Origin of the sequence: Kitasatospora sp. NPDC088861 (assembly GCF_044750105.1) — a bacterium.
In the GTDB taxonomy this organism is placed as follows: domain Bacteria; phylum Actinomycetota; class Actinomycetes; order Streptomycetales; family Streptomycetaceae; genus Kitasatospora.
Map to the genome: position 1 here is coordinate 119,291 of NZ_JBIVJF010000014.1, position 20,854 is coordinate 140,144.

Sequence of the window (20,854 nt, forward strand, 5' to 3'; positions counted from 1 at the left end):
TGCCGCACTCCTCGGAGTGCGGCGGGGGGACCTGGCGCGGAGAAACCACGGCGAGAGAGGCCTGAGGCCATCATGACCATGACCGACCCCATCGCAGACATGCTCACGCGTCTGCGTAACGCTAACTCGGCGTACCACGACTCCGTGGCGATGCCGGCCAGCAAGATCAAGGCGCACGTCGCCGAGATCCTGCAGCAGGAGGGGTACATCTCCTCCTACAAGGTTGAGGAGCCCGTTGAGGGCGAGGTCGGCAAGAAGCTGACCATCGAGCTCAAGTTCGGTCCCAACCGTGAGCGCTCGATCGCTGGCATCAAGCGGATCAGCAAGCCGGGCCTGCGGGTCTACGCAAAGTCCACCAACCTGCCGAAGGTGCTCGGCGGCCTGGGCGTGGCGATCATCTCCACGTCCTCGGGTCTCCTCACCGACAAGCAGGCCGCCAAGAAGGGCGTAGGCGGAGAAGTTCTCGCCTACGTCTGGTAATTCGGGAAACGGAGGTACAGCAATGTCGCGCATTGGACGGCTGCCCATCCAGGTCCCCGCTGGCGTGGACGTCACCATCGATGGCCAGGCGGTCTCGGTGAAGGGCCCCAAGGGCTCCCTCACCCACGTTGTCGCCGCGCCGATCGAGATCGGTAAGGGCGAGGACGGCACGCTGCTCGTCACCCGCCCCAACGACGAGCGTCTGTCGAAGGCCCTGCACGGCCTTTCCCGCACGCTGGTGGCGAACATGATCACCGGCGTGACCGCGGGCTACCGCAAGTCGCTGGAGATCAGCGGTGTCGGCTACCGAGTTCTGGCGAAGGGCTCCGACATGGAGTTCCAGCTGGGCTACAGCCACCCGATCCTGGTCGAGGCCCCCGAGGGCATTTCCTTCGTCGTCGAGTCGGCCACCAAGTTCCACGTGGACGGCATCGACAAGCAGAAGGTCGGCGAGGTCGCCGCGAAGATCCGCAAGCTGCGCAAGCCCGACCCGTACAAGGCCAAGGGCGTCAAGTACGCGGGCGAGGTCATCCGCCGCAAGGTCGGAAAGAGTGGTAAGTAAGCGATGAGCGTCTCTGTCAAGATCGGCAAGGGCAACGCCTACAAGAGCGCCGCTCGTAAGCGCCGCGCGATCCGCGTTCGCAAGCGCGTCGTCGGCACCGAGGTGCGTCCGCGCCTCGTCGTGACGCGCTCGAACCGTCACATGGTCGCCCAGGTCATCGACGACGCCAAGGGTCACACCCTGGCGTCGGCGTCCACCCTCGACGTGTCCATCAAGGGCGCCGAGGGCGACAAGACCGAGCTGGCCAAGAAGGTCGGGAGCCTGGTCGCCGAGCGCGCCAAGGCTGCCGGCATCGAGTCGGTCGTCTTCGACCGCGCGGGCAACCGGTACGCCGGCCGCATCGCCGCCCTGGCGGACGCGGCTCGCGAGGCCGGGCTCGACTTCTAAGCCGCTCGTCGACTCAGTCGACGGACGTAATCGAGAGAGGTAATTCCAATGGCTGGACCCCAGCGCCGCGGTAGCGGCGCCGGCGGTGGCACCGGCGGTGGCGAGCGGCGCGACCGTAAGCGTGACGACCGGGGCAACGCCCCCGCCGTCGAGAAGACCGCTTACGTCGAGCGCGTTGTCGCGATCAACCGTGTCGCCAAGGTTGTCAAGGGTGGTCGTCGTTTCAGCTTCACCGCGCTGGTCGTGGTGGGCGACGGTGACGGCACCGTGGGTGTCGGTTACGGGAAGGCGAAGGAGGTTCCGGCCGCCATCGCCAAGGGTGTTGAGGAGGCCAAGAAGAACTTCTTCAAGGTCCCCCGTATCCAGGGCACCATCCCGCACCCGATCCAGGGTGAGAAGGCCGCCGGCGTCGTGCTCCTGAAGCCCGCCGCCCCCGGTACCGGTGTTATCGCCGGTGGTCCGGTGCGCGCCGTCCTGGAGTGCGCCGGCATTCACGACATCCTGTCGAAGTCGCTCGGCTCGGACAACGCGATCAACATCGTGCACGCCACCGTGGCTGCTCTGAAGGGCCTCGTGCGCCCCGAGGAGATCGCCGCTCGTCGTGGCCTGCCGCTGGAGGACGTGGCCCCCGCCGCTCTGCTGCGGGCGCGTGCTGCAGGGGTGAGCGCCTGATGGCTCGCCTGAAGATCACGCAGACCAAGTCGTACATCGGCAGCAAGCAGAATCACCGTGACACCCTGCGTTCGCTTGGTCTCAAGCGCATGCACGACGTCGTGGTGAAGGAGGACCGTCCCGAGATCCGCGGGATGGCCCACACGGTCCGTCACCTGGTGACGGTTGAGGAGGTGGACTGATCATGGGCGACAACCCGATCAAGATCCACAACCTGCGTCCCGCCCCGGGTGCCAAGACCGACAAGATCCGCGTGGGTCGTGGTGAGGGCTCCAAGGGTAAGACCGCCGGTCGTGGTACCAAGGGCACCAAGGCCCGCTACCAGGTTCCGCAGCGCTTCGAGGGTGGCCAGATGCCGCTCCACATGCGCCTGCCGAAGCTGAAGGGCTTCAAGAACCCGTTCAAGATCACGTTCCAGGTCGTCAACCTCGACAAGCTGGCCGAGCTCTACCCGCAGGGTGGAGAGGTCACCGTCGAGGACCTGGTCGCCAAGGGCGCGGTTCGCAAGAACTCCCTCGTCAAGGTGCTCGGCACCGGCGAGATCTCGGTTGCGCTGCAGGTGACGGTCGACGCCGTCTCCGGCTCCGCCGCCGAGAAGATCACCGCCGCCGGCGGTACCGTCACCGAGCTCGTCTGAGCCCGCTGACTTCCGTGCGAGCCCCGCACCTCCTTCGGGAGGCGCGGGGCTCGCGCGTTTTCCGGGCATCGCGTTTTCCGGGTATTCCGTTGACGTGCCCTCGTTCTTTTGTGTGGCAAACCCGGGCATCCCGTACCCCGTGAGTGGGGGAGGGGCGGTACGCGCTTCTTCCGAGTGGCTGCGCACTGTTAGAGTCCGTGGAGTTCCCTTGTAGGCTGCGCGTAGGCTCGCCTGTGCCGTCTGTACGGGAGCCCGTACCGCCAAAACTCCCATTCAGGACCGACCCTCCCGCCGACGACGCGCGGGAGGCGCAGGAGGCACCGTGCTCAGTGCGTTCGCGCGGGCGTTCCAGACGCCCGACCTGCGCAAGAAGCTGCTGTTCACGCTGGGCATCATGGTGCTGTTCCGCCTGGGCTCGCACATTCCGATCCCCGGCGTGAGCTTCACGGCCGTGAACGAGTGTGTGAAGGACACCAAGAACAACGGCCTCTTCGGGCTCGTCAACCTGTTCAGCGGTGGCGCGCTCCTCCAGCTGACGATCTTCGCGCTCGGCATCATGCCGTACATCACCGCGAGCATCATCCTCCAGCTCCTCACGGTCGTGATCCCGCGACTGGAAGCGCTGAAGAAGGAGGGCCAGGCCGGCCAGACGAAGATCACCCAGTACACCCGCTACCTGACCATCGCGCTCGCCGTGCTCCAGGGCACCGGCATCGTGGCGACGGCCTCCAGCGGCGCGCTGTTCTCCGGCTGCCCGGTGGGCAACCAGATCGTCCCGGACACGAGCGTGTTCCGGATCGCCGTCATGGTGATCACGATGACCGCCGGCACCACGGTGATCATGTGGCTGGGCGAGCTGATCACGGACCGCGGCATCGGCAACGGCATGTCGCTGCTGATCTTCACCTCGATCGCCGCGCAGTTCCCGTCCTCGATGTGGGCGATCAAGGGCTCCGGCACCATCGGTGGCGGCTGGGTCGAGTTCCTGTCCGTGGTCGCGGTCGGCATCATCGTTGTGATGCTGGTCATCTTCGTCGAGCAGGCCCAGCGCCGGATCCCGGTGCAGTACGCGAAGCGGATGATCGGCCGGCGGGCGTTCGGCGGCACGTCGACCTACATCCCGCTCAAGGTGAACCAGGCCGGTGTCATCCCGGTCATCTTCGCCTCGTCGCTGCTGTACATCCCGGCCCTGGTGGTCCAGCTGACCGGTAGCCAGTCGGGCTGGGCGGTGTGGGTCACCCAGCACTTCGTCAAGGGCGACCACCCGATCTACATGGCGACCTACTTCCTGCTGATCGTCTTCTTCGCCTTCTTCTACGTCGCGATCTCCTTCAACCCCGAAGAAGTTGCCGACAATATGAAGAAGTATGGTGGCTTCATCCCGGGCATCCGGGCCGGCCGACCGACGGCCGAGTACCTGAACTACGTGCTGACCCGAATCACGTGGCCGGGTTCGCTCTACCTGGGCCTGATCGCGTTGATCCCGATGATCGCCCTGGTCGCCTTCGGACAGCAGACCAACTTCCCGTTCGGCGGCACCAGCGTGCTCATCGTCGTCGGCGTCGGACTCGAAACTGTGAAGCAGATCGAGAGCCAGCTCCAGCAGCGCAATTACGAAGGGTTCCTCCGCTGATGCGTATCGTCCTCGTTGGTCCTCCCGGGGCCGGGAAGGGTACTCAGGCGCACCTGCTCGCCAAGACCCTGTCCATTCCCCACATCTCCACCGGCGACCTGTTCCGCGCCAACATCGGTCAGGGCACCCCGCTGGGGCTCGAGGCCAAGAGCTACATGGACGCGGGTCGCCTGGTGCCGGATGAGGTCACCATCGGGATGGCCAAGGACCGCATGCTCCAGGAGGACGCCGCGGGCGGCTTCCTGCTCGACGGCTTCCCCCGCAACCTCGGCCAGGCCAAGGCGCTCGACGACTTCCTCGCCGAGCAGGGGATCAAGCTGGACGGCGTGCTGGACCTGGAGGTCCCCGAGGACGAGGTGGTCCGTCGGATCGCCGGCCGCCGCCTGTGCCGCAACGACGGGGGCCACGTCTTCCACGTGGACTACAACCCGCCGAAGGCCGAGGGCGTCTGCGACGAGTGCGGCGGCGAGCTGTACCAGCGCTCGGACGACACCGAGGACAAGGTGCGCACCCGGCTGGAGGTCTACCACACGGAGACCGAGCCGATCATCGACTACTACGCCCAGCAGGGCCTGGTGGCGACCATCTCGGCCCTCGGCAAGGTGGACGAGGTCACCCGCCGCGCGATCGAGGCGCTGAAGCAGGACAACTGAGTTTCCCGGCGACGCCGTACGGCCGCGCTCCCCGATCCCGGGCGGCGCGGCCGTACGGCGTCGTACGGTGGTAGGCAGTGGCAAACAGAACGTGGAAGGCGTGACCAGATGGTGGAGATCAAGACCCCCGAGCAGATCGCGAAGATGCGAGCGGCCGGGCTGGTCGTCGCCGAGGCGCTCAAGGCCTGCCGGGAGGCGGTCGCCCCGGGGGTGACCACCCAGGAGCTCAACGACATCGCGGACAAGGTCATCACCGACCACGGTGCGACCTCCAACTTCCGCGCCGACCACGGCGGTCTGTGGTTCCCCGGGGTGATCTGCGCCTCGGTGAACAACGAGGTCGTGCACGGTATCCCCGGTGACCGGGTGCTCCAGGAGGGCGACGTCATCTCGATCGACTGCGGCGCCATCCTGGACGGCTGGCACGGCGACTCGGCGATCACCGTGGCGGTCGGCGAGGTCCGCCCCGAGGTCGAGATGCTGAGCCGGGTGACCGAGGGCTCGATGTGGGCCGGCATCGCCCAGATGAAGAAGAACAACCGCCTGGTCGACGTCTCCAAGGCGATCGAGGGCTTCATCCGCCGCCAGCCGCTGCCCCCCAAGGGCAAGTGGGGCATCACCGAGGGCTACGGCGGCCACGGCATCGGCACCGCGATGCACATGGAGCCGCACGTGCTGAACTACGTCGAGCGCGGCCGCGGCAAGGGCCCGAAGCTGATCCCCGGCACCGTGCTGGCGATCGAGCCGATGGTCTCGCTGGGCACCCCGCACACCGCCGTGCTGGAGGACGACTGGACGGTCGTCACCAACGACGGCACCTGGGCCTCGCACTGGGAGCACTCGGTGGCCGTCACCGAGCAGGGCCCGCTGGTCCTGACGGCCTTCGACGGCGGCAAGGCGGAGCTCGCGAAGCTGGGCATCACCGCCGCCCCGGACCCGCTCGGCTAGTCTCGCGACGGTCGGCTGAGCGGCCAACTTCCGCTGCTGACAAGGGATCAGGGCCCTGGGGGTTTGGACCTCCAGGGCTTTTGTCCTATTTTTATCGGCTGGCAGTGGCTTCAGTAGCGGCTTCAGCAGCTTCGATCGATCGGGAGAGTGCAGTGCTCAAGGGATTCCGCGACTTCATGATGCGCGGCAACGTCGTCGACATGGCGGTCGGTGTCGTCATCGGCGCCGCGTTCACCGGGGTGGTGACCGGCTTCGTGTCGGCCTTCCTCACCCCGCTGGTCGGCGTCGGGGTCGGCGCGGCCGGCGACTTCAGCTCGTACAAGGCGACGGTGGCCGGGGTCACGTTCCCGTACGGCCAGTTCCTCAACGTGCTGATCGCCTTCGTGATGACCGCGGCGGTGCTGTACTTCTGCGTCGTGCTGCCGGTCACCAAGGCGACAGCGCGGTACCTGCCGAAGAAGCCGAAGGCCCCCAAGCGGCCCTGCCCCGAGTGCCTGACCGAGATCCCCGCGGCCGCCCGCCGCTGCGCGGCCTGCACCGCCCACGTCGAGCCGCTGAAGGTCACCGCCGGGTTCTGACCCGCCGGAACGTCACGGTGGCTGCCTTCGGGGGACCTCGTTTTGGCCCACCGGACGCACTGGCGTAGGATGGACCGTCGGCTCACTCGTAGCGTGCTTCAGCACGCCCTCTTCCCTTCGGGGGCGGGGTGAACCCAGGTTCGCACGAGCGTGCCGCATACGGTAGCCGGTCCCGGAAGGTGGATCTCGCAGTTCATGGCTAAGAAGCAAGGCGCCATTGAGATCGAGGGCACCGTGATCGAGTCTCTTCCGAACGCGATGTTCAGGGTCGAGCTGCAGAACGGTCACAAGGTCCTCGCGCACATCAGTGGCAAGATGCGCATGCACTACATCCGCATCCTGCCGGACGACCGGGTCGTCGTGGAGCTCAGCCCCTACGACCTCACGCGCGGGCGGATCGTCTACCGCTACAAGTAAGAACGTCAGATCTAGACCCGGAGAACCTGAACATGAAGGTCAAGCCGAGCGTCAAGAAGATCTGCGACAAGTGCAAGGTGATCCGCCGCCACGGCCGGGTCATGGTGATCTGCGACAACCTGCGCCACAAGCAGCGCCAGGGCTGATCTCTCCCCAGCATTTCTCGTAGTACTTCGCGCGACGCGAAAACGTCATAAGCGGGCTACCCGATCCGTTCCCACGAAGGGACGGACTGCCACCCCCGGTCAGAGGCCGGGGCTCCATCGTCGAGAGGCGAAGGAGTAGGTAGCACGCAAGACCTCTGAAAAAGCACAGGAGCCTTGAATGGCACGCCTCGCCGGCGTTGATCTCCCCCGTGAGAAGCGGATCGAGATCGCCCTTACCTACGTGTACGGCATCGGCCGTACCCGCGCCCAGCAGACCCTGGTCGAGACCGGTGTCAACCCGGATGTCCGCGTTCGCGACATCTCCGAGGAAGACCTCGTGAAGCTGGGCCAGTACATCGACGCCAACTACACGGTCGAGGGTGACCTCCGCCGTGAGGTGGCCGCCGACATCCGCCGCAAGGTCGAGATCGGCTGCTACGAGGGTCTGCGTCACCGCCGCGGCCTGCCGGTCCGCGGTCAGCGCACCCACACCAACGCGCGTACCCGCAAGGGCCCGCGTCGCGCGATCGCCGGCAAGAAGAAGCCGGGCAAGAAGTAGTCCGTCCCGTAACCGGACATCCCTCCGGCCCGCGGGTCAGCGGACCGACCACCTCAGTAGGAGAACAGACTTATGCCCCCCAAGGGTCGTCAGGCTGCCGGCGCGAAGAAGATCCGCCGCAAGGAAAAGAAGAACGTCGCTCACGGCCACGCGCACATCAAGAGCACGTTCAACAACACCATCGTTTCGATCACCGACCCCGCGGGCAACGTGATCTCCTGGGCCTCCGCCGGTCACGTCGGCTTCAAGGGCTCGCGCAAGTCCACCCCGTTCGCCGCGCAGATGGCCGCCGAGGCCGCTGCCCGTCGCGCGCAGGAGCACGGCATGCGCAAGGTTGACGTCTTCGTCAAGGGTCCGGGCTCCGGCCGCGAGACCGCGATCCGCTCGCTCCAGGCCACCGGCCTGGAGGTCGGCTCGATCCAGGACGTCACCCCCACCCCGCACAACGGCTGCCGTCCGCCGAAGCGCCGCCGCGTCTGACGCAGCGCCTTCGGGCTCGCAGTACCTGCTTTGAACCTTCGTACGGGGTCCCACGCGGTGATTCGTCGCTGTTCGCGGGACCCCGTACGCTTGGTCCTGTCGGCATCAAATAGTGGGTGCCGAAGACAACTGGAGGAATACCCCCCATGCTTATCGCTCAGCGCCCCTCGCTGACCGAAGAGGTCGTCGACGAGTTCCGCTCGCGGTTCGTGATCGAGCCGCTGGAGCCGGGCTTCGGCTACACCCTCGGCAACTCCCTGCGCCGCACGCTCCTGTCGTCGATCCCGGGTGCCGCTGTCACCAGCATCCGCGTCGACGGCGTCCTGCACGAGTTCACCACCGTGCCGGGCGTCAAGGAGGACGTGACCGACCTCATCCTCAACATCAAGCAGCTGGTCGTCTCCTCGGAGCACGACGAGCCGGTCGTGATGTACCTGCGCAAGCAGGGCCCGGGTGTCGTCACCGCCGCCGACATCGCCCCGCCGGCGGGTGTCGAGGTGCACAACCCGGAGCTGGTCCTCGCCACGCTGAACGGCAAGGGCAAGCTGGAGATGGAGCTGACCGTCGAGCGCGGTCGCGGCTACGTCTCCGCCGTCCAGAACAAGGCCTCCGGCCAGGAGATCGGCCGCATCCCGGTCGACTCGATCTACAGCCCCGTGCTGAAGGTCACCTACAAGGTCGAGGCCACCCGTGTCGAGCAGCGGACCGACTTCGACAAGCTGATCGTCGACGTCGAGACCAAGCCCGCCATGCGTCCGCGTGACGCCATGGCCTCGGCCGGCAAGACCCTGGTGGAGCTGTTCGGTCTCGCCCGCGAGCTGAACATCGACGCCGAGGGCATCGACATGGGCCCGTCCCCGACGGACGCCGCCCTGGCCGCCGACCTGGCGCTGCCGATCGAGGAGCTGGAACTCACCGTCCGCTCCTACAACTGCCTCAAGCGCGAGGGCATCCACACCGTGGGTGAGCTCGTCGCCCGCTCCGAGGCCGACCTGCTCGACATCCGCAACTTCGGTGCGAAGTCGATCGACGAGGTCAAGGCGAAGCTGGCCGGCATGGGCCTGGCCCTCAAGGACAGCCCGCCCGGGTTCGACCCGACCGCCGCCGCCGACGCCTTCGGCGCCGACGACCTGGACGACGCGGGTTACGCCGAGACCGAGCAGTACTAAGAGATTTGGCCGCGGGGGCGGTTCCACCGAACCGCCCCCGTCGTCGTGAAAGTCGTCCGGGCAACAGTGCCCGGACGCCCGCTGCGGTACCTGATACGGCCGTAGTCGGAGATTCAAGGAGTCATCCATGCCGCGTCCCACCAAGGGTGCCCGCCTCGGCGGCGGCCCGCACCACGAGCCGCTGCTGCTCGCCGGTCTGTGCCGGGAGCTGTTCCAGTACGGCCGCATCACCACGACCGAGGCCAAGGCCCGTCGGATGCGCCCGCTGGCGGAGAAGCTGATCACCAAGGCGAAGAAGGGCGACATCCACAACCGTCGCCTGGTGCGCAAGACGATCACCGACATCGCCGTGCTGCACACCCTCTTCACCGAGATCGCGCCGCGCTACGAGAACCGCCCGGGTGGTTACACCCGTATCACCAAGATCGGTCCCCGTCGTGGCGACAACGCCCCGATGGCCGTGATCGAGCTGGTCGAGGCGCTGACCGTCGCGCAGACCGCCGTCGGCGAGGCCGAGGGCGCCACCAAGCGCGCCGTCAAGGAGGCCGAGGCCAAGGTCGAGGCTCCGGCCGACGCCAAGGCCGACGAGGCCGTCGAGGCCGAGCAGGCCTGACACCGCTAGGTGTGGTCGCGGGCCCGCTCTCCCATCCGTGGGGGAGCGGGCCCGTTCCTTCTGTCTGGAGTGGATTGTGGTCAACGATTGCGCCGAGCAGCCGCCGGTGAAGGACGGCCCGGCCGACGGGTGCGTCCGGGTCCGGCTCGATCTCGCCTACCAGGGCGCCGAGTTCTCCGGCTGGGCCCGCCAGCGCGGCGGCCGCCGGACGGTCCAGGAGGAGATCGAGAGCGCGCTGCAGATCGTCACCCGCAGCCCCGAGCTGTTCCCGCTGACCGTGGCCGGGCGCACCGACGCCGGGGTGCACGCCCGCGGCCAGGTCGCGCACGTCGACCTGCCGGCCGAGCTGTGGGAGGCGCACCGCGAGAAGCTGCTGCGCCGGCTGGCCGGCCGGCTGCCCGGGGACATCCGGATCTACCGGGTCGGCGAGGCGCCGGCCGGGTTCGACGCCCGCTTCTCGGCGATCTGGCGCCGCTACGCCTACCGGGTCGCCGACCACCCCGGCGGGGTCGACCCGCTGCTGCGCGGGCACGTGCTCTGGCACGACCGCCCGCTGGACGTCGACCGGATGAACGAGGCAGCGAAGCTGCTGCTCGGCGAGCACGACTTCGCCGCGTACTGCAAGAAGCGCGAGGGCGCCACCACCATCCGTACCCTGCTGGAGCTGCGCTGGGACCGCGTCCCGGTGGACTCCTACGCCGCCCAGGAGGGCTCGCTGGCGGTCGCCACCGTCCGCGCCGACGCGTTCTGCCACAACATGGTCCGGGCGCTGGTCGGGGCGATGCTGCTGGTCGGCGACGGGCACCGGCCGGTGGAGTTCCCCGGCGAGGTGCTGGCCGGCGGGGTCCGCAACTCGGCCGTCAACGTGATCCGGCCGTACGGGCTCACTCTCGAGGAAGTCGGCTACCCGGCGGACGACCAGCTCGCCGAGCGCAACCGCCAGGCCAGGCGGCTGCGCACACTGCCCGGTCAGCCGCCCGTCGGGTAATCCGTTTGGGCCGGGCGCGTCGGCTTGGGACAATCGTCCGCATGGGACACGTCGAGATTTCGCACCTTGAGTACTACCTGCCGGACGGGCGGGTGCTGTTCGACGACGCGTCCTTCCGGGTCGGCGAGGGCGCCGCGGTCGCCCTGGTCGGCGCCAACGGGGCCGGCAAGACCACCCTGCTGCGGATGATCGCGGGGGACCTCCAGCCGCACGGCGGCACGGTGACGATCAGCGGCGGGCTCGGCGTGATGCGCCAGTTCGTCGGCACCACCGGCCGCGAGGACGAGCGGGCCACCCCGGGCGCGCTGGCGCCGGACGCCTCGGTCCGCGACCTGCTGGTGTCCGTCGCCCCCGAGCGGATCGCCGTCGCCGCCCGCGCGGTGGACGCCGCCGAGCTGGCGATGATCGCCCAGGACGACGAGAAGACCCAGATGGCCTACGCCCAGGCGCTCTCCGACTGGGCCGACGTCGGCGGCTACGACTACGAGACCGACTGGGACGTCTGCACCATGGCGGCCCTCGGAATGCCCTTCGACAAGGCCCAGTGGCGCGGCCTGAACACCCTCTCGGGCGGTGAGCAGAAGCGGCTCGTCCTGGAGGCGCTGCTGCGCGGCCCCGAAGAGGTGCTGCTGCTCGACGAGCCCGACAACTACCTGGACGTCCCGGGCAAGCGCTGGCTGGAGGAGGCCCTCAAGGCCACCTCGAAGACCGTCCTGTTCATCTCGCACGACCGCGAGCTGCTCTCCGAGGCCGCCGACAAGATCATCGCCGTCGAGTCCGGCGCGGCCGGGAGCAGCGTCTGGGTGCACGGCGGCGGGTTCGACAGCTTCCACGAGGCCCGCAAGGACCGCTTCGCGCGCTTCGAGGAGCTGGGCCGGCGCTGGGACGAGGAACACGCCAAGCTCAAGAAGCTGGTCGTCACCCTGCGCCAGGCGGCCTCCGTCAGCCACGCGCTCGCCACCCGCTACGCCGCCGCCCAGACCCGGCTGAAGAAGTTCGAGGAGGCCGGCCGCCCGGAGGAGCCCCCGCGCGAGCAGAGCATCACCATGCGGCTCAAGGGCGGGCGTACCGGCGTGCGCTCCTTCACCGTGGAGCAGCTGGAGCTCACCGGTCTGATGAAGCCCTTCGACCTGGAGGTGTTCTATGGCGAGCGGGTCGCCGTGCTCGGCTCCAACGGCTCCGGCAAGTCGCACTTCCTGCGGCTGCTGGCGGGTGACGAGAGCGTCGCGCACACCGGCACCTGGAAGCTCGGCGCCCGGGTCGTCCCCGGCCACTTCCGGCAGACCCACGCCCACCCGGAGCTGTTCGGCCGGACGGTGCGCTCGATCGTCGAGGAGGAGCACGCGCTCAGCCGCAGCGCCGCGATGGGCGCGCTGCGCCGCTACGAGCTGGACCGGCAGGAGGAGCAGAAGTTCGAGTCGCTGTCCGGTGGGCAGCAGGCCCGGCTGATGATCCTCAAGCTCGAACTCTCCGGCGTGACGGCCCTGTTGCTCGACGAGCCGACCGACAACCTGGACCTGGACAGTGCCGAGGCGTTGCAGGCCGGGCTGGAGGCCTTCGACGGCACCGTGCTGTGCGTCACCCACGACCGCTGGTTCGCCAAGACCTTCGACCGCTACCTGGTGTTCGGCGCCGACGGCCGGGTCTACGAGTCGCCCGAGCCGGTCTGGGACGTCAGCCGGGTGGAGCGCGAACGCTGAGTGACGGCGGGGGTGGGGGAAGCCGATTTTTGACCCCCACCCGCGCGCCCGGTAACCTGGACGCTTGATGTGCGTATTGGCTCGCTCTATCTCACGTGAGAGGTCGGTACGCCGGAGACATCAGGTTCGACGACCAGCGGTCCCCCTTGAATTGCGTCCAAGGTTGGCCAGGCTGCTCTTCCGTCCCGGGTGCTCCTGTCAGGACTCACTCACTGAAAAGCGAAGGCTACGACCGTGCGTACGTACAGCCCCAAGCCCGGCGACGTCCAGCGTCAGTGGCACGTCATCGACGCGACCGACGTCGTGCTCGGCCGTCTGGCTTCCCAGGCCGCCAACCTCCTCCGGGGTAAGCACAAGGCGATCTACGCGCCGCACGTTGACACTGGTGACTTCGTCATCATCATCAACGCCGACAAGGTGCACCTGTCCGGTAACAAGAAGACCCAGAAGCTGGCCTACCGCCACTCTGGCTTCCCGGGCGGTCTGCGGTCGGTGCGCTACGACGACCTGCTGGCGAACAACCCGGAGAAGGCCGTCGAGAAGGCCATCAAGGGCATGATCCCCAAGAACAGCCTGGGCCGCCAGATGCTCTCGAAGCTGAAGGTCTACTCGGGCGACCAGCACCCGCACGCTGCCCAGCAGCCGGTGCCGTTCGAGATCACCCAGGTCGCGCAGTAATTCGGCCACCAAGCCCCCCAACACTGAAAAGAGCTGAGGAACACCGTGGCCGAGACCACTGAAACCCTTGAGGTCGACTTCGACGAGGCCGTTGAGGCCGTCGAGGGCGAGTACACCTCCGAGGAGAGCTACACCTCCGAGTCGCTGGCCGGCCGCTTCGGCGAGGCCATCCCGGGCGCCGGCCTCGGCCGTCGCAAGGAGGCGATCGCCCGCGTGCGCATCGTCCCCGGCACCGGCCAGTGGAAGATCAACGGTCGCACCCTGGAGAACTACTTCCCCAACAAGGTGCACCAGCAGACCGTGAACGAGCCCTTCAAGCTCCTCGAGCTTGACGGCCGTTACGACGTCGTCGCCCGCATCACCGGTGGCGGCGTCTCCGGCCAGGCCTACGCGCTGCGCCTCGGCGTGGCCCGTGCCCTGAACGAGGCCGACGTGGACAACAACCGCGGCGCGCTGAAGAAGGCCGGCTTCCTGACCCGTGACGCCCGCGCCGTCGAGCGCAAGAAGGCCGGTCTCAAGAAGGCCCGCAAGGCGCCGCAGTACAGCAAGCGCTAATCGCGTCCCTGGGGGTGCGGTCCGCCCTGGCGGCGCACCCCCTGGTTGCGCGAACCGTCGCCCCGGAGTACCACGTGTACTCCGGGGCGACGTGTTCCCCGGCTATCGTGCGGCGGCCGGGTGCCATCGGTTGGGTTCCGAGCAGTGGTGATGGAGGACGGGACAGTGGGACGACTCTTCGGTACGGACGGCGTGCGCGGGGTGGCCAACGAGGGCCTGACGGCCGAGCTCGCGCTCGGGCTGTCGGTCGCGGCGGCCCATGTGCTCGGCGAGGCCGGCGCCTTCGAGGGCCACCGGCCGGTCGCGGTGGTCGGCCGGGACCCGCGAGCCTCGGGCGAGTTCCTGGAGGCCGCTGTCATCGCCGGCCTGGCGAGCGCCGGTGTCGACGTGCTCCGGGTCGGCGTGCTGCCGACCCCGGCCGTGGCCTATCTCACCGGCGCGCTCGGCGCCGACTTCGGCGTGATGCTCTCCGCCAGCCACAACGCGATGCCCGACAACGGCATCAAGTTCCTCGCCCGCGGCGGCCACAAGCTGGACGACCGCATCGAGGACGCGATCGAGGCCCACTACCGCACGCACACGCTCGGCAGCGAGGACTGGAACCGCCCGACCGGCGCCGCCGTCGGCCGGGTGCGCGAGTACACCGAGGGCTTCGACAAGTACGTCGCCCACCTGATCGGCGTGCTGCCCAACCGCCTCGACGGCATCAAGGTCGTCATCGACGGCGCCCACGGCGCCGCCGCCTACGTCGCCCCCGAGGCCTTCGCCCGGGCCGGCGCCGAGGTCGTCCACACCCTGGGGGCGGAGCCCACCGGCCTCAACATCAACGACGGCGTCGGCTCCACCCACCTGGACCGGCTGCGGGCCGCGATGACGGAGTACCGCGCCGACCTCGGCATCGCCCTCGACGGCGACGCCGACCGCTGCCTGGCCGCCGACGCGGACGGCAACGAGGTGGACGGCGACCAGATCATCGCCATCCTGGCCGTCGCCATGAAGGACGCCGGCACCCTGCGCCGCAACACTGCGGTGGCCACCGTGATGTCCAACCTCGGCTTCAAGCTGGCGATGGAGCGCGAGGGCGTCGACCTGGTGGAGACCGCCGTCGGCGACCGCTACGTGCTGGAGGCGATGAAGGAGCACGGCTTCGCGCTGGGCGGCGAGCAGTCCGGCCACGTCATCCTGCTCGACCACGCCACCACCGGCGACGGCACCCTGACCGGCCTCATGCTGGGCGCCCGGCTGGCCGCCACCAAGCAGCCGCTGGCCGACCTGGCCGCCGTGATGACCCGTCTGCCGCAGCAGCTGATCAACGTCAAGGGCGTCGACAAGGGCCGGGTCCACACCAGCGTCGAGCTGGCCGCCGCGGTCGCCGAGGCCGAGGCCGAACTGGGCTCCACCGGCCGGGTGCTGCTGCGCTCGTCCGGCACCGAGCCGCTGGTCCGGGTCATGGTCGAGGCCGCCGACCCGGTGCAGGCCGAGTCCGTCGCGCAGCGGCTGGCCGAGGCCGTGCGGACGCACCTGGGCTGAGCGAGCCCGGCATGACGGAAGGGGCACCGCCACCGGCGGGGCCCCTTCCGTCGCATCGGTGTCAGAGCTTGCGCAGCAGCGCCCGGCGGACCTTGTGGTCCGCCCCCTTCTGGAGGATCAGGGTGGCCCGGCCGCGGGTCGGCAGCACGTTCTCCAGCAGGTTCGGCTTGTTGATGGTGCGCCAGACCTGCCGGCCGTACTCCATCGCCTCCTCCTCCGGCACCTCGGTGAAGCGGCGGAAGTAGGAGTTCGGGTCCTGGAAGGCGGTCTGCCGGAGCTTGCGGAAGCGGTCCAGGTACCAGTGCTCGATGTCGTCGGTGCGGGCGTCGACGTAGATCGAGAAGTCGAAGTAGTCGGCCACCGCCAGACGGGTGCGCCCGTCGCTGCCGGGCAGGGCCGGCTGGAGCACGTTCAGGCCCTCGACGATCAGGATGTCCGGGCGCTCCACGGTGAGCCGCTCGCCCTGCACGATGTCGTACACCAGGTGCGAGTACACCGGCGCGGTGACGCGCTCCTTGCCCGCCTTCACGTCCGCGACGAAGCGCATCAGCGCCCGGCGGTCGTACGACTCCGGGAAGCCCTTGCGGGCCATCAGGCCGCGGCGGCGCAGCTCGGCGTTGGGCAGCAGAAAGCCGTCCGTGGTCACCAGCTCGACCCGCGGGTGCTCGGGCCAGCGGGCGAGCAGGGCCTGGAGCAGGCGGGCCGTCGTCGACTTGCCGACCGCGACCGAGCCGGCCACCCCGATGATGAACGGGGTGCGGGTGCGTTCGGTGTCCGGCGTGTCCAGGAAGGTGCCCAGCGTGCCGCGCAGCTCGTGCGTGGCGTGGATGTACAGGTTCAGCAGCCGGGACAGCGGCAGGTAGACGTCGCGGACCTCGTCCAGGTCGAGGGCGGTACCGAGGCCGCGTAGCCGTTCCACCTCCTCGGCGGTCAGCGGCAGCGGCGTACGCTCGCGCAGTGCGCTCCACTCGGCCCGACTGAGGTCCACGTAGGGGGACGGCGACGGGCCGGGCGTGGCGGCGCCCCGCGTACAGAGTTCGGTCAGCACATGCTCCATTGTGAGCCGTGGCGGCGTTCACCGTGGTTGTGGTGTCGGTCACGCACTGTTCGCGGGAATCGGGAAAAGGGCCCCAGAACCGCCCTTATGCTGGCACGCATGTGCGGAATTGTTGGATACGTGGGCGCGCAGTCCGCCCTCGACGTAGTAATCGCAGGCCTGCAGCGACTGGAGTACCGGGGCTACGACTCGGCCGGTGTCGCGGTGCAGGCGCAGGACTCCGACGGGCAGTGGAGTCTGGTCACCGACAAGCGGGCCGGCAAGCTCGCCAACCTGGAGAAGTCGCTCGCCGAGACCCCTCTGCCCGGCGGCACCACCGGCATCGGCCACACCCGCTGGGCCACCCACGGCGGCCCGACGGACGCCAACGCCCACCCTCACCTGGACGACCACCTCCGGGTGGCCGTGGTGCACAACGGCATCATCGAGAACTTCGCCCAGCTGCGGGCCGAGATCGCCGAGCGCGGCCACACCCTCCGCTCCGAGACCGACACCGAGGTCGTCGCGCACCTGCTCGGCGAGGCCTACGACGGCGACCTCGCGGAGGCCATGCGAGTGGTCTGCCGCCGCCTCGACGGCGCCTTCACCCTCGTCGCCGTGCACGCCGACGCGCCGGACGTGGTGGTCGGTGCCCGCCGCAACTCGCCGCTGGTGGTCGGGCGCGGCGAGGGCGAGAACTTCCTCGCCTCCGACGTCGCCGCGTTCATCGCGCACACCCGCGAGGCCGTCGAGCTGGGTCAGGACCAGGTCGTCGAGCTGCGCCGGGACGGCGTCACGGTGACCAACTTCGACGGCACCCCGGCCGACGTGCGCGAGTACCACGTTGACTGGGACGCCTCGGCCGCCGAGAAGGGCGGCTACGACTACTTCATGCTCAAGGAGATCGCCGAGCAGCCGAAGGCCGTCGCCGACACCCTCCTCGGCCGGATCGGCACCGACGGCCGGCTCATCCTCGACGAGCTGCGCATCTCCGACGCGGACCTGCGCTCGGTCGACAAGGTCGTCATCGTCGCCTGCGGCACCGCCTTCCACGCCGGCATGATCGCCAAGTACGCGATCGAGCACTGGACCCGCATCCCCTGCGAGGTCGAGGTCGCCTCCGAGTTCCGCTACCGCGACCCGATCATGGGCCCGGGCACGCTGGTCATCGCCATCTCCCAGTCCGGCGAGACCATGGACACCCTGATGGCCCTGCGGCACGCCCGGGAGCAGGGCGCCAAGGTGCTGGCGATCTGCAACACCAACGGCTCCACCATCCCGCGCGAGTCGGACGCGGTGCTGTACACCCACGCCGGCCCCGAGGTCGCCGTCGCCTCCACCAAGGCGTTCCTGACCCAGCTGGTCGCCTGCTACCTGGTCGCCCTCTACCTGGGCCAGGTGCGCGGCACCAAGTGGGGCGACGAGATCTTCGCCGTCATCAAGGAGCTCGGCGACGCGCCCAAGCAGGTCGAGCAGGTCCTGGAGACCATGGAGCCGGTGCGCGAGCTGGCCCGCTCGCTCGCCGACGCGCGCTCGGTGCTGTTCCTCGGCCGTCACGTCGGCTTCCCGGTGGCCCTGGAGGGCGCGCTCAAGCTCAAGGAGCTGGCGTACATGCACGCCGAGGGCTTCGCGGCGGGCGAGCTCAAGCACGGCCCGATCGCGCTGATCGAGGAGGGCCTGCCGGTCGTCGTGGTCGTCCCCTCGCCGCGCGGGCGGTCGATCCTGCACGACAAGATCGTCTCCAACATCCAGGAGATCCGGGCCCGTGGCGCCCGCACCATCGTGATCGCGGAGGAGGGCGACGAGGCGGTCGTCCCGTACGCGGACCACCTGATCCGCATCCCGGTCACCCCGACCCTGCTCCAGCCGCTGGTCTCCACCGTGCCGCTCCAGGTCTTCGCGTGCGAGCTGGCGACGGCCAAGGGCCACGAGGTCGACCAGCCTCGCAACCTGGCCAAGTCGGTCACCGTCGAGTAGTAGCGCTCACGGCGTCCCTGCGGTGGCTGTGCCCTACCGCAGGGGCGCCGTGTCGAGCGTGAAGGAGAAGGGGGCGGGCAGGTCGATCGGCTTGCCGAACTCGACCTGCGTGCGGGTGATGTAGTCCTCGCCCTCGGGTTTGGTGAACAGCGTGACCATGCCCTCGCTGCGGTCGATCAGCAGGTAGCACGGGATGCCGGCGGCGGCGTAGCCGCGGCGCTTGGGTTCGCGGTCCTTGTGCGGGTTGGTCGAGGTGATCTCGAAGACCAGCAGGACTCCCGTGGCGGAGGCCCAGGAGTCGGCGTGCTCGAAATGGCCGACCGGGCTCAGGGTTCCGTCGGGGATGAACCGACCCTTGGGTGTGATCAGTCCCTTGTTGCCGGAGATGTCCAGCTCGATCTCGACCTTGCGCATGAACTGCCGGTTGAGTAGCGAGAACGCGGTTTCGTGGGCCCCGTCCGGTGGTGGCGTCACGACGATTTCCCCTTCGACGAGCTCTGCCTTGTAGCCGGGCGGGGTGTCCAACTCCAGGAACGCCTGGACGAGGTCGTCCCGGCCTCGCGGGCCCTCGACAGCTGGCATGGCGACCATGGCCCTTCTCCCTCCTGTGGGTCCGTGCCGAGCCACAAGGTAGGCGCGCGGACCGACACCGGTGGGGGATCGAAGTGGTTGTCACTCGAAAGTGTCCCGCAGCTCGGCCTGCCGTGGGGCGGTGGCGCGGGCTAGCGTCGGCGGTACGTCGACCGCTGAAGGAGCCCTCTCATGCGTCATGCCCATCGGGTGGAAGTCGTCCGGGCCGCCGAGGCCGCGCTGATGGCGCGGCTGCCGGAGGGGACGCTGATGCAGCGGGCGGCCGCCGGGCTGGCGGCGACCTGTGCCCGGCTGCTGGCGGGGCGTCGGGGGCGGGTGTACGGCAGTCGGGTGGTGGTGCTGGTCGGCAGCGGGGACAACGGGGGTGACGCCCTGTACGCCGGGGCGGCGCTGGCCCGGCGGGGCGCGCGGGTGACGGCGATGCTGCTCGCGCCGGAGCGTGCGCACGCGGGCGGGCTGGCCGCGCTGCGGGCTTCCGGCGGGCGGGTGGTGCTGGATCAGGAAGTCGGCCTGGCCGACTTCTCGCGCGCCGACCTGGTGCTGGACGGCATCGTCGGCATCGGCGGCCGGGGCGGGTTGCGGGCCGGGGCCCGGCCGTACGCGCGGGCCGGGCGGCGCGGGGTCGTGGTGGCCGTGGACCTGCCCAGCGGGGTCGACGCCGACACCGGCGAGGTGCCGGGCGAGGCGCTGCGCGCGGACGTCACGGTCTGCTTCGGCACGTACAAGCCGGGCCTGCTGGTCGACCCGGGCGCCTCCTACGCGGGCGCCGTCCAGCTGGTCGGGATCGGACTGGAGCCGCCCGCGCCGGAGGTGACGGCCCTGCAACACGCGGACGTGGCGGCGCTGCTGCCGCTGCCGGGCGCCGAGAGCGACAAGTACCGGCGGGGCGTGGTCGGGGTGGCGGCCGGTTCGGCGACGTACCCGGGCGCGGCGCTGCTGGCGGTCGCCGGGGCGCTGCACGGCGGCGCGGGCGCCGTCCGGTACGTCGGCACGGCGGCCGAGGAGGTGGTGCGGCGCTTCCCGGAGGTGCTGGTCACCGAGGGCGGGCCGGCCGGGGCCGGGCGGGTGCAGGCCTGGGTGGTCGGGCCGGGCGGCGGCGAGGGGGCGCGGCAGGCGCTGGCCGAGGCACTGTCGAGCGACGTCCCGGTCCTGGTGGACGCGGACGGGCTGACCGAGCTGGCCCGGCTCGGCCCGGACGCGCTGGCCGGCCGGACGGCCCCCACCCTGCTCACCCCGCACACCGGCGAGGCCGCCCGGCTGCTCGCGGGCGCAGACGGCACCGCGCCGCCGCCCGCCGACTCGCTGGCCGCCGCCCGGCTGGCCACCGCCCGCCGGCTGGCGGCCGCCTACCGGGCGACGGTCCTGCTCAAGGGCTCCACCACGGTGATCGCCGACCCGGGCGGCGCCGTCCGGGTCAACCCGACCGGCACGTCCTGGCTGGCCACCGCAGGCAGCGGCGACGTCCTGGCCGGCCTGGCGGGCTCCCTGCTGGCGGCCGGCCTGTCGCCGCTGGACGCCGCGTCGGTGGGCGCCTACCTGCACGGCCTGGCGGGCCGCCACGCGGCGGGCGACCCGGGCGCGCCGGTGACGGCGCCCGCGGTGGCGCAGGCGCTGCCCGCGGTGTGGCGGGCGGTGCGGGAGGCGTAGCCGGGGGCGTCGGTCGAGGGCGGGCGGGCGGTGCGGGAGGCGTAGGCCCGGGGCGGGCGGTGCGGGCGGTGCGGAACCGATCGGTCCTCCGTGGGCGTCCGGAACAGGGTGACGAGCGGTGCGCCGCAGGTCGGCGCGGTGCCGGGGGTCCTGGCACCGGCCGCCGCACGGACGGGCCGTTCGGCGAGGACTCCGGGATGTCTGGGAGACTGACCCTG

At 69.8% G+C, this 20,854-nt stretch carries 25 protein-coding genes; 23 read left to right on the top strand and 2 right to left on the bottom strand.

The annotated features are described in order from the left end of the window. Positions 1-72 precede the first annotated feature (72 nt). From rpsH to glmM, 21 genes are all read left to right on the top strand, one after another. Positions 73-480, top strand: a complete 408-nt coding sequence (rpsH, locus tag ACIP37_RS23400) for a 30S ribosomal protein S8 (protein WP_030055831.1) — start codon at positions 73-75, stop codon at positions 478-480. Between the two features lie 22 nt (positions 481-502). Beyond that, the gene (gene rplF, locus ACIP37_RS23405) at positions 503-1,042 is read left to right on the top strand and encodes a 50S ribosomal protein L6 (protein WP_030055832.1); all 540 of its coding nucleotides are present in this window, start codon (positions 503-505) and stop codon (positions 1,040-1,042) included. Positions 1,043-1,045: 3 nt separating this feature from the next. Beyond that, the gene (gene rplR / locus ACIP37_RS23410) at positions 1,046-1,429 is read left to right on the top strand and encodes a 50S ribosomal protein L18 (protein WP_030280785.1); all 384 of its coding nucleotides are present in this window, start codon (positions 1,046-1,048) and stop codon (positions 1,427-1,429) included. A 48-nt stretch (positions 1,430-1,477) separates the two neighbouring features. Continuing rightward, positions 1,478-2,101 (top strand): 30S ribosomal protein S5, encoded by a 624-nt coding sequence (gene rpsE / locus ACIP37_RS23415; protein WP_030055834.1) that lies wholly within the window; start codon positions 1,478-1,480, stop codon positions 2,099-2,101. Next, entirely contained in the window at positions 2,101-2,283 is a 183-nt protein-coding gene (gene rpmD, locus ACIP37_RS23420; protein ID WP_030055835.1) for a 50S ribosomal protein L30, read from the top strand. The genes rpsE and rpmD overlap by 1 nt, the downstream gene beginning before the upstream one ends. 2 nt (positions 2,284-2,285) lie before the next feature. Beyond that, entirely contained in the window at positions 2,286-2,738 is a 453-nt protein-coding gene (gene rplO, locus ACIP37_RS23425; RefSeq protein WP_255752515.1) for a 50S ribosomal protein L15, read from the top strand. A gap of 322 nt (positions 2,739-3,060) precedes the next feature. Further along, entirely contained in the window at positions 3,061-4,371 is a 1,311-nt protein-coding gene (gene secY / locus ACIP37_RS23430) for a preprotein translocase subunit SecY (protein ID WP_063348973.1), read from the top strand. Further along, positions 4,371-5,024, top strand: a complete 654-nt coding sequence (locus ACIP37_RS23435; RefSeq protein ID WP_363580115.1) for an adenylate kinase — start codon at positions 4,371-4,373, stop codon at positions 5,022-5,024. Before secY ends, ACIP37_RS23435 begins: the two co-directional genes overlap by 1 nt. 108 nt (positions 5,025-5,132) lie before the next feature. After that, the gene (map, locus tag ACIP37_RS23440) at positions 5,133-5,972 is read left to right on the top strand and encodes a type I methionyl aminopeptidase (RefSeq protein ID WP_363580117.1); all 840 of its coding nucleotides are present in this window, start codon (positions 5,133-5,135) and stop codon (positions 5,970-5,972) included. Positions 5,973-6,124: 152 nt separating this feature from the next. Further along, the gene (gene mscL / locus ACIP37_RS23445; protein WP_363580119.1) at positions 6,125-6,550 is read left to right on the top strand and encodes a large conductance mechanosensitive channel protein MscL; all 426 of its coding nucleotides are present in this window, start codon (positions 6,125-6,127) and stop codon (positions 6,548-6,550) included. Positions 6,551-6,745: 195 nt separating this feature from the next. Then, positions 6,746-6,967, top strand: a complete 222-nt coding sequence (gene infA, locus ACIP37_RS23450; protein ID WP_014047798.1) for a translation initiation factor IF-1 — start codon at positions 6,746-6,748, stop codon at positions 6,965-6,967. Between the two features lie 32 nt (positions 6,968-6,999). Continuing rightward, positions 7,000-7,113 carry a 50S ribosomal protein L36 gene (gene rpmJ, locus ACIP37_RS23455; RefSeq protein WP_003956441.1) on the top strand — a complete coding sequence of 38 codons (114 nt, stop codon included), beginning with the start codon at positions 7,000-7,002 and terminating at the stop codon, positions 7,111-7,113. A gap of 178 nt (positions 7,114-7,291) precedes the next feature. Next, positions 7,292-7,672, top strand: coding sequence for a 30S ribosomal protein S13 (rpsM, locus tag ACIP37_RS23460; RefSeq protein WP_063348977.1), 381 nt, complete (start codon positions 7,292-7,294; stop codon positions 7,670-7,672). Positions 7,673-7,744: 72 nt separating this feature from the next. After that, entirely contained in the window at positions 7,745-8,152 is a 408-nt protein-coding gene (rpsK, locus tag ACIP37_RS23465) for a 30S ribosomal protein S11 (protein ID WP_030232513.1), read from the top strand. 146 nt (positions 8,153-8,298) lie between these two features. Further along, positions 8,299-9,321 carry a DNA-directed RNA polymerase subunit alpha gene (locus tag ACIP37_RS23470; RefSeq protein ID WP_030232516.1) on the top strand — a complete coding sequence of 341 codons (1,023 nt, stop codon included), beginning with the start codon at positions 8,299-8,301 and terminating at the stop codon, positions 9,319-9,321. 127 nt (positions 9,322-9,448) lie between these two features. Further along, positions 9,449-9,934: a 50S ribosomal protein L17 gene (gene rplQ / locus ACIP37_RS23475; protein WP_350877122.1), complete on the top strand. Its 486-nt coding sequence runs from the start codon at positions 9,449-9,451 to the stop codon at positions 9,932-9,934. A gap of 76 nt (positions 9,935-10,010) precedes the next feature. Continuing rightward, the gene (truA, locus tag ACIP37_RS23480) at positions 10,011-10,922 is read left to right on the top strand and encodes a tRNA pseudouridine(38-40) synthase TruA (protein ID WP_400844429.1); all 912 of its coding nucleotides are present in this window, start codon (positions 10,011-10,013) and stop codon (positions 10,920-10,922) included. 41 nt (positions 10,923-10,963) lie between these two features. Further along, positions 10,964-12,622, top strand: coding sequence for an ATP-binding cassette domain-containing protein (locus ACIP37_RS23485; RefSeq protein ID WP_350877126.1), 1,659 nt, complete (start codon positions 10,964-10,966; stop codon positions 12,620-12,622). Positions 12,623-12,856: 234 nt separating this feature from the next. Continuing rightward, the gene (rplM, locus tag ACIP37_RS23490) at positions 12,857-13,300 is read left to right on the top strand and encodes a 50S ribosomal protein L13 (protein WP_030055846.1); all 444 of its coding nucleotides are present in this window, start codon (positions 12,857-12,859) and stop codon (positions 13,298-13,300) included. 45 nt (positions 13,301-13,345) lie between these two features. Further along, on the top strand, positions 13,346-13,855 hold the full coding sequence (rpsI, locus tag ACIP37_RS23495) for a 30S ribosomal protein S9 (RefSeq protein ID WP_363580124.1): 510 nt from the start codon (positions 13,346-13,348) through the stop codon (positions 13,853-13,855). A 165-nt stretch (positions 13,856-14,020) separates the two neighbouring features. Further along, a complete protein-coding gene (gene glmM / locus ACIP37_RS23500; protein WP_400844433.1) occupies positions 14,021-15,385 on the top strand; it encodes a phosphoglucosamine mutase in 1,365 nt (454 codons plus the stop codon). A 61-nt stretch (positions 15,386-15,446) separates the two neighbouring features. Here the strand turns inward: glmM and coaA are convergent, their stop codons facing one another. Further along, the gene (gene coaA / locus ACIP37_RS23505) at positions 15,447-16,442 is read right to left on the bottom strand and encodes a type I pantothenate kinase (RefSeq protein ID WP_063348983.1); all 996 of its coding nucleotides are present in this window, start codon (positions 16,440-16,442) and stop codon (positions 15,447-15,449) included. Between the two features lie 99 nt (positions 16,443-16,541). Between coaA and glmS the strand changes: the two genes are divergently transcribed. Next, entirely contained in the window at positions 16,542-18,398 is a 1,857-nt protein-coding gene (gene glmS / locus ACIP37_RS23510) for a glutamine--fructose-6-phosphate transaminase (isomerizing) (RefSeq protein ID WP_363580128.1), read from the top strand. A gap of 33 nt (positions 18,399-18,431) precedes the next feature. Here glmS and ACIP37_RS23515 read toward each other — a convergent pair whose 3' ends face one another. Then, positions 18,432-18,989, bottom strand: a complete 558-nt coding sequence (locus tag ACIP37_RS23515) for a Uma2 family endonuclease (RefSeq protein WP_363629383.1) — start codon at positions 18,987-18,989, stop codon at positions 18,432-18,434. Positions 18,990-19,160: 171 nt separating this feature from the next. On the opposite strand from ACIP37_RS23515, the gene ACIP37_RS23520 reads away from it, so the two are divergent. Continuing rightward, positions 19,161-20,636, top strand: coding sequence for an NAD(P)H-hydrate dehydratase (locus tag ACIP37_RS23520; protein WP_400844436.1), 1,476 nt, complete (start codon positions 19,161-19,163; stop codon positions 20,634-20,636). Positions 20,637-20,854: the final 218 nt, after the last annotated feature.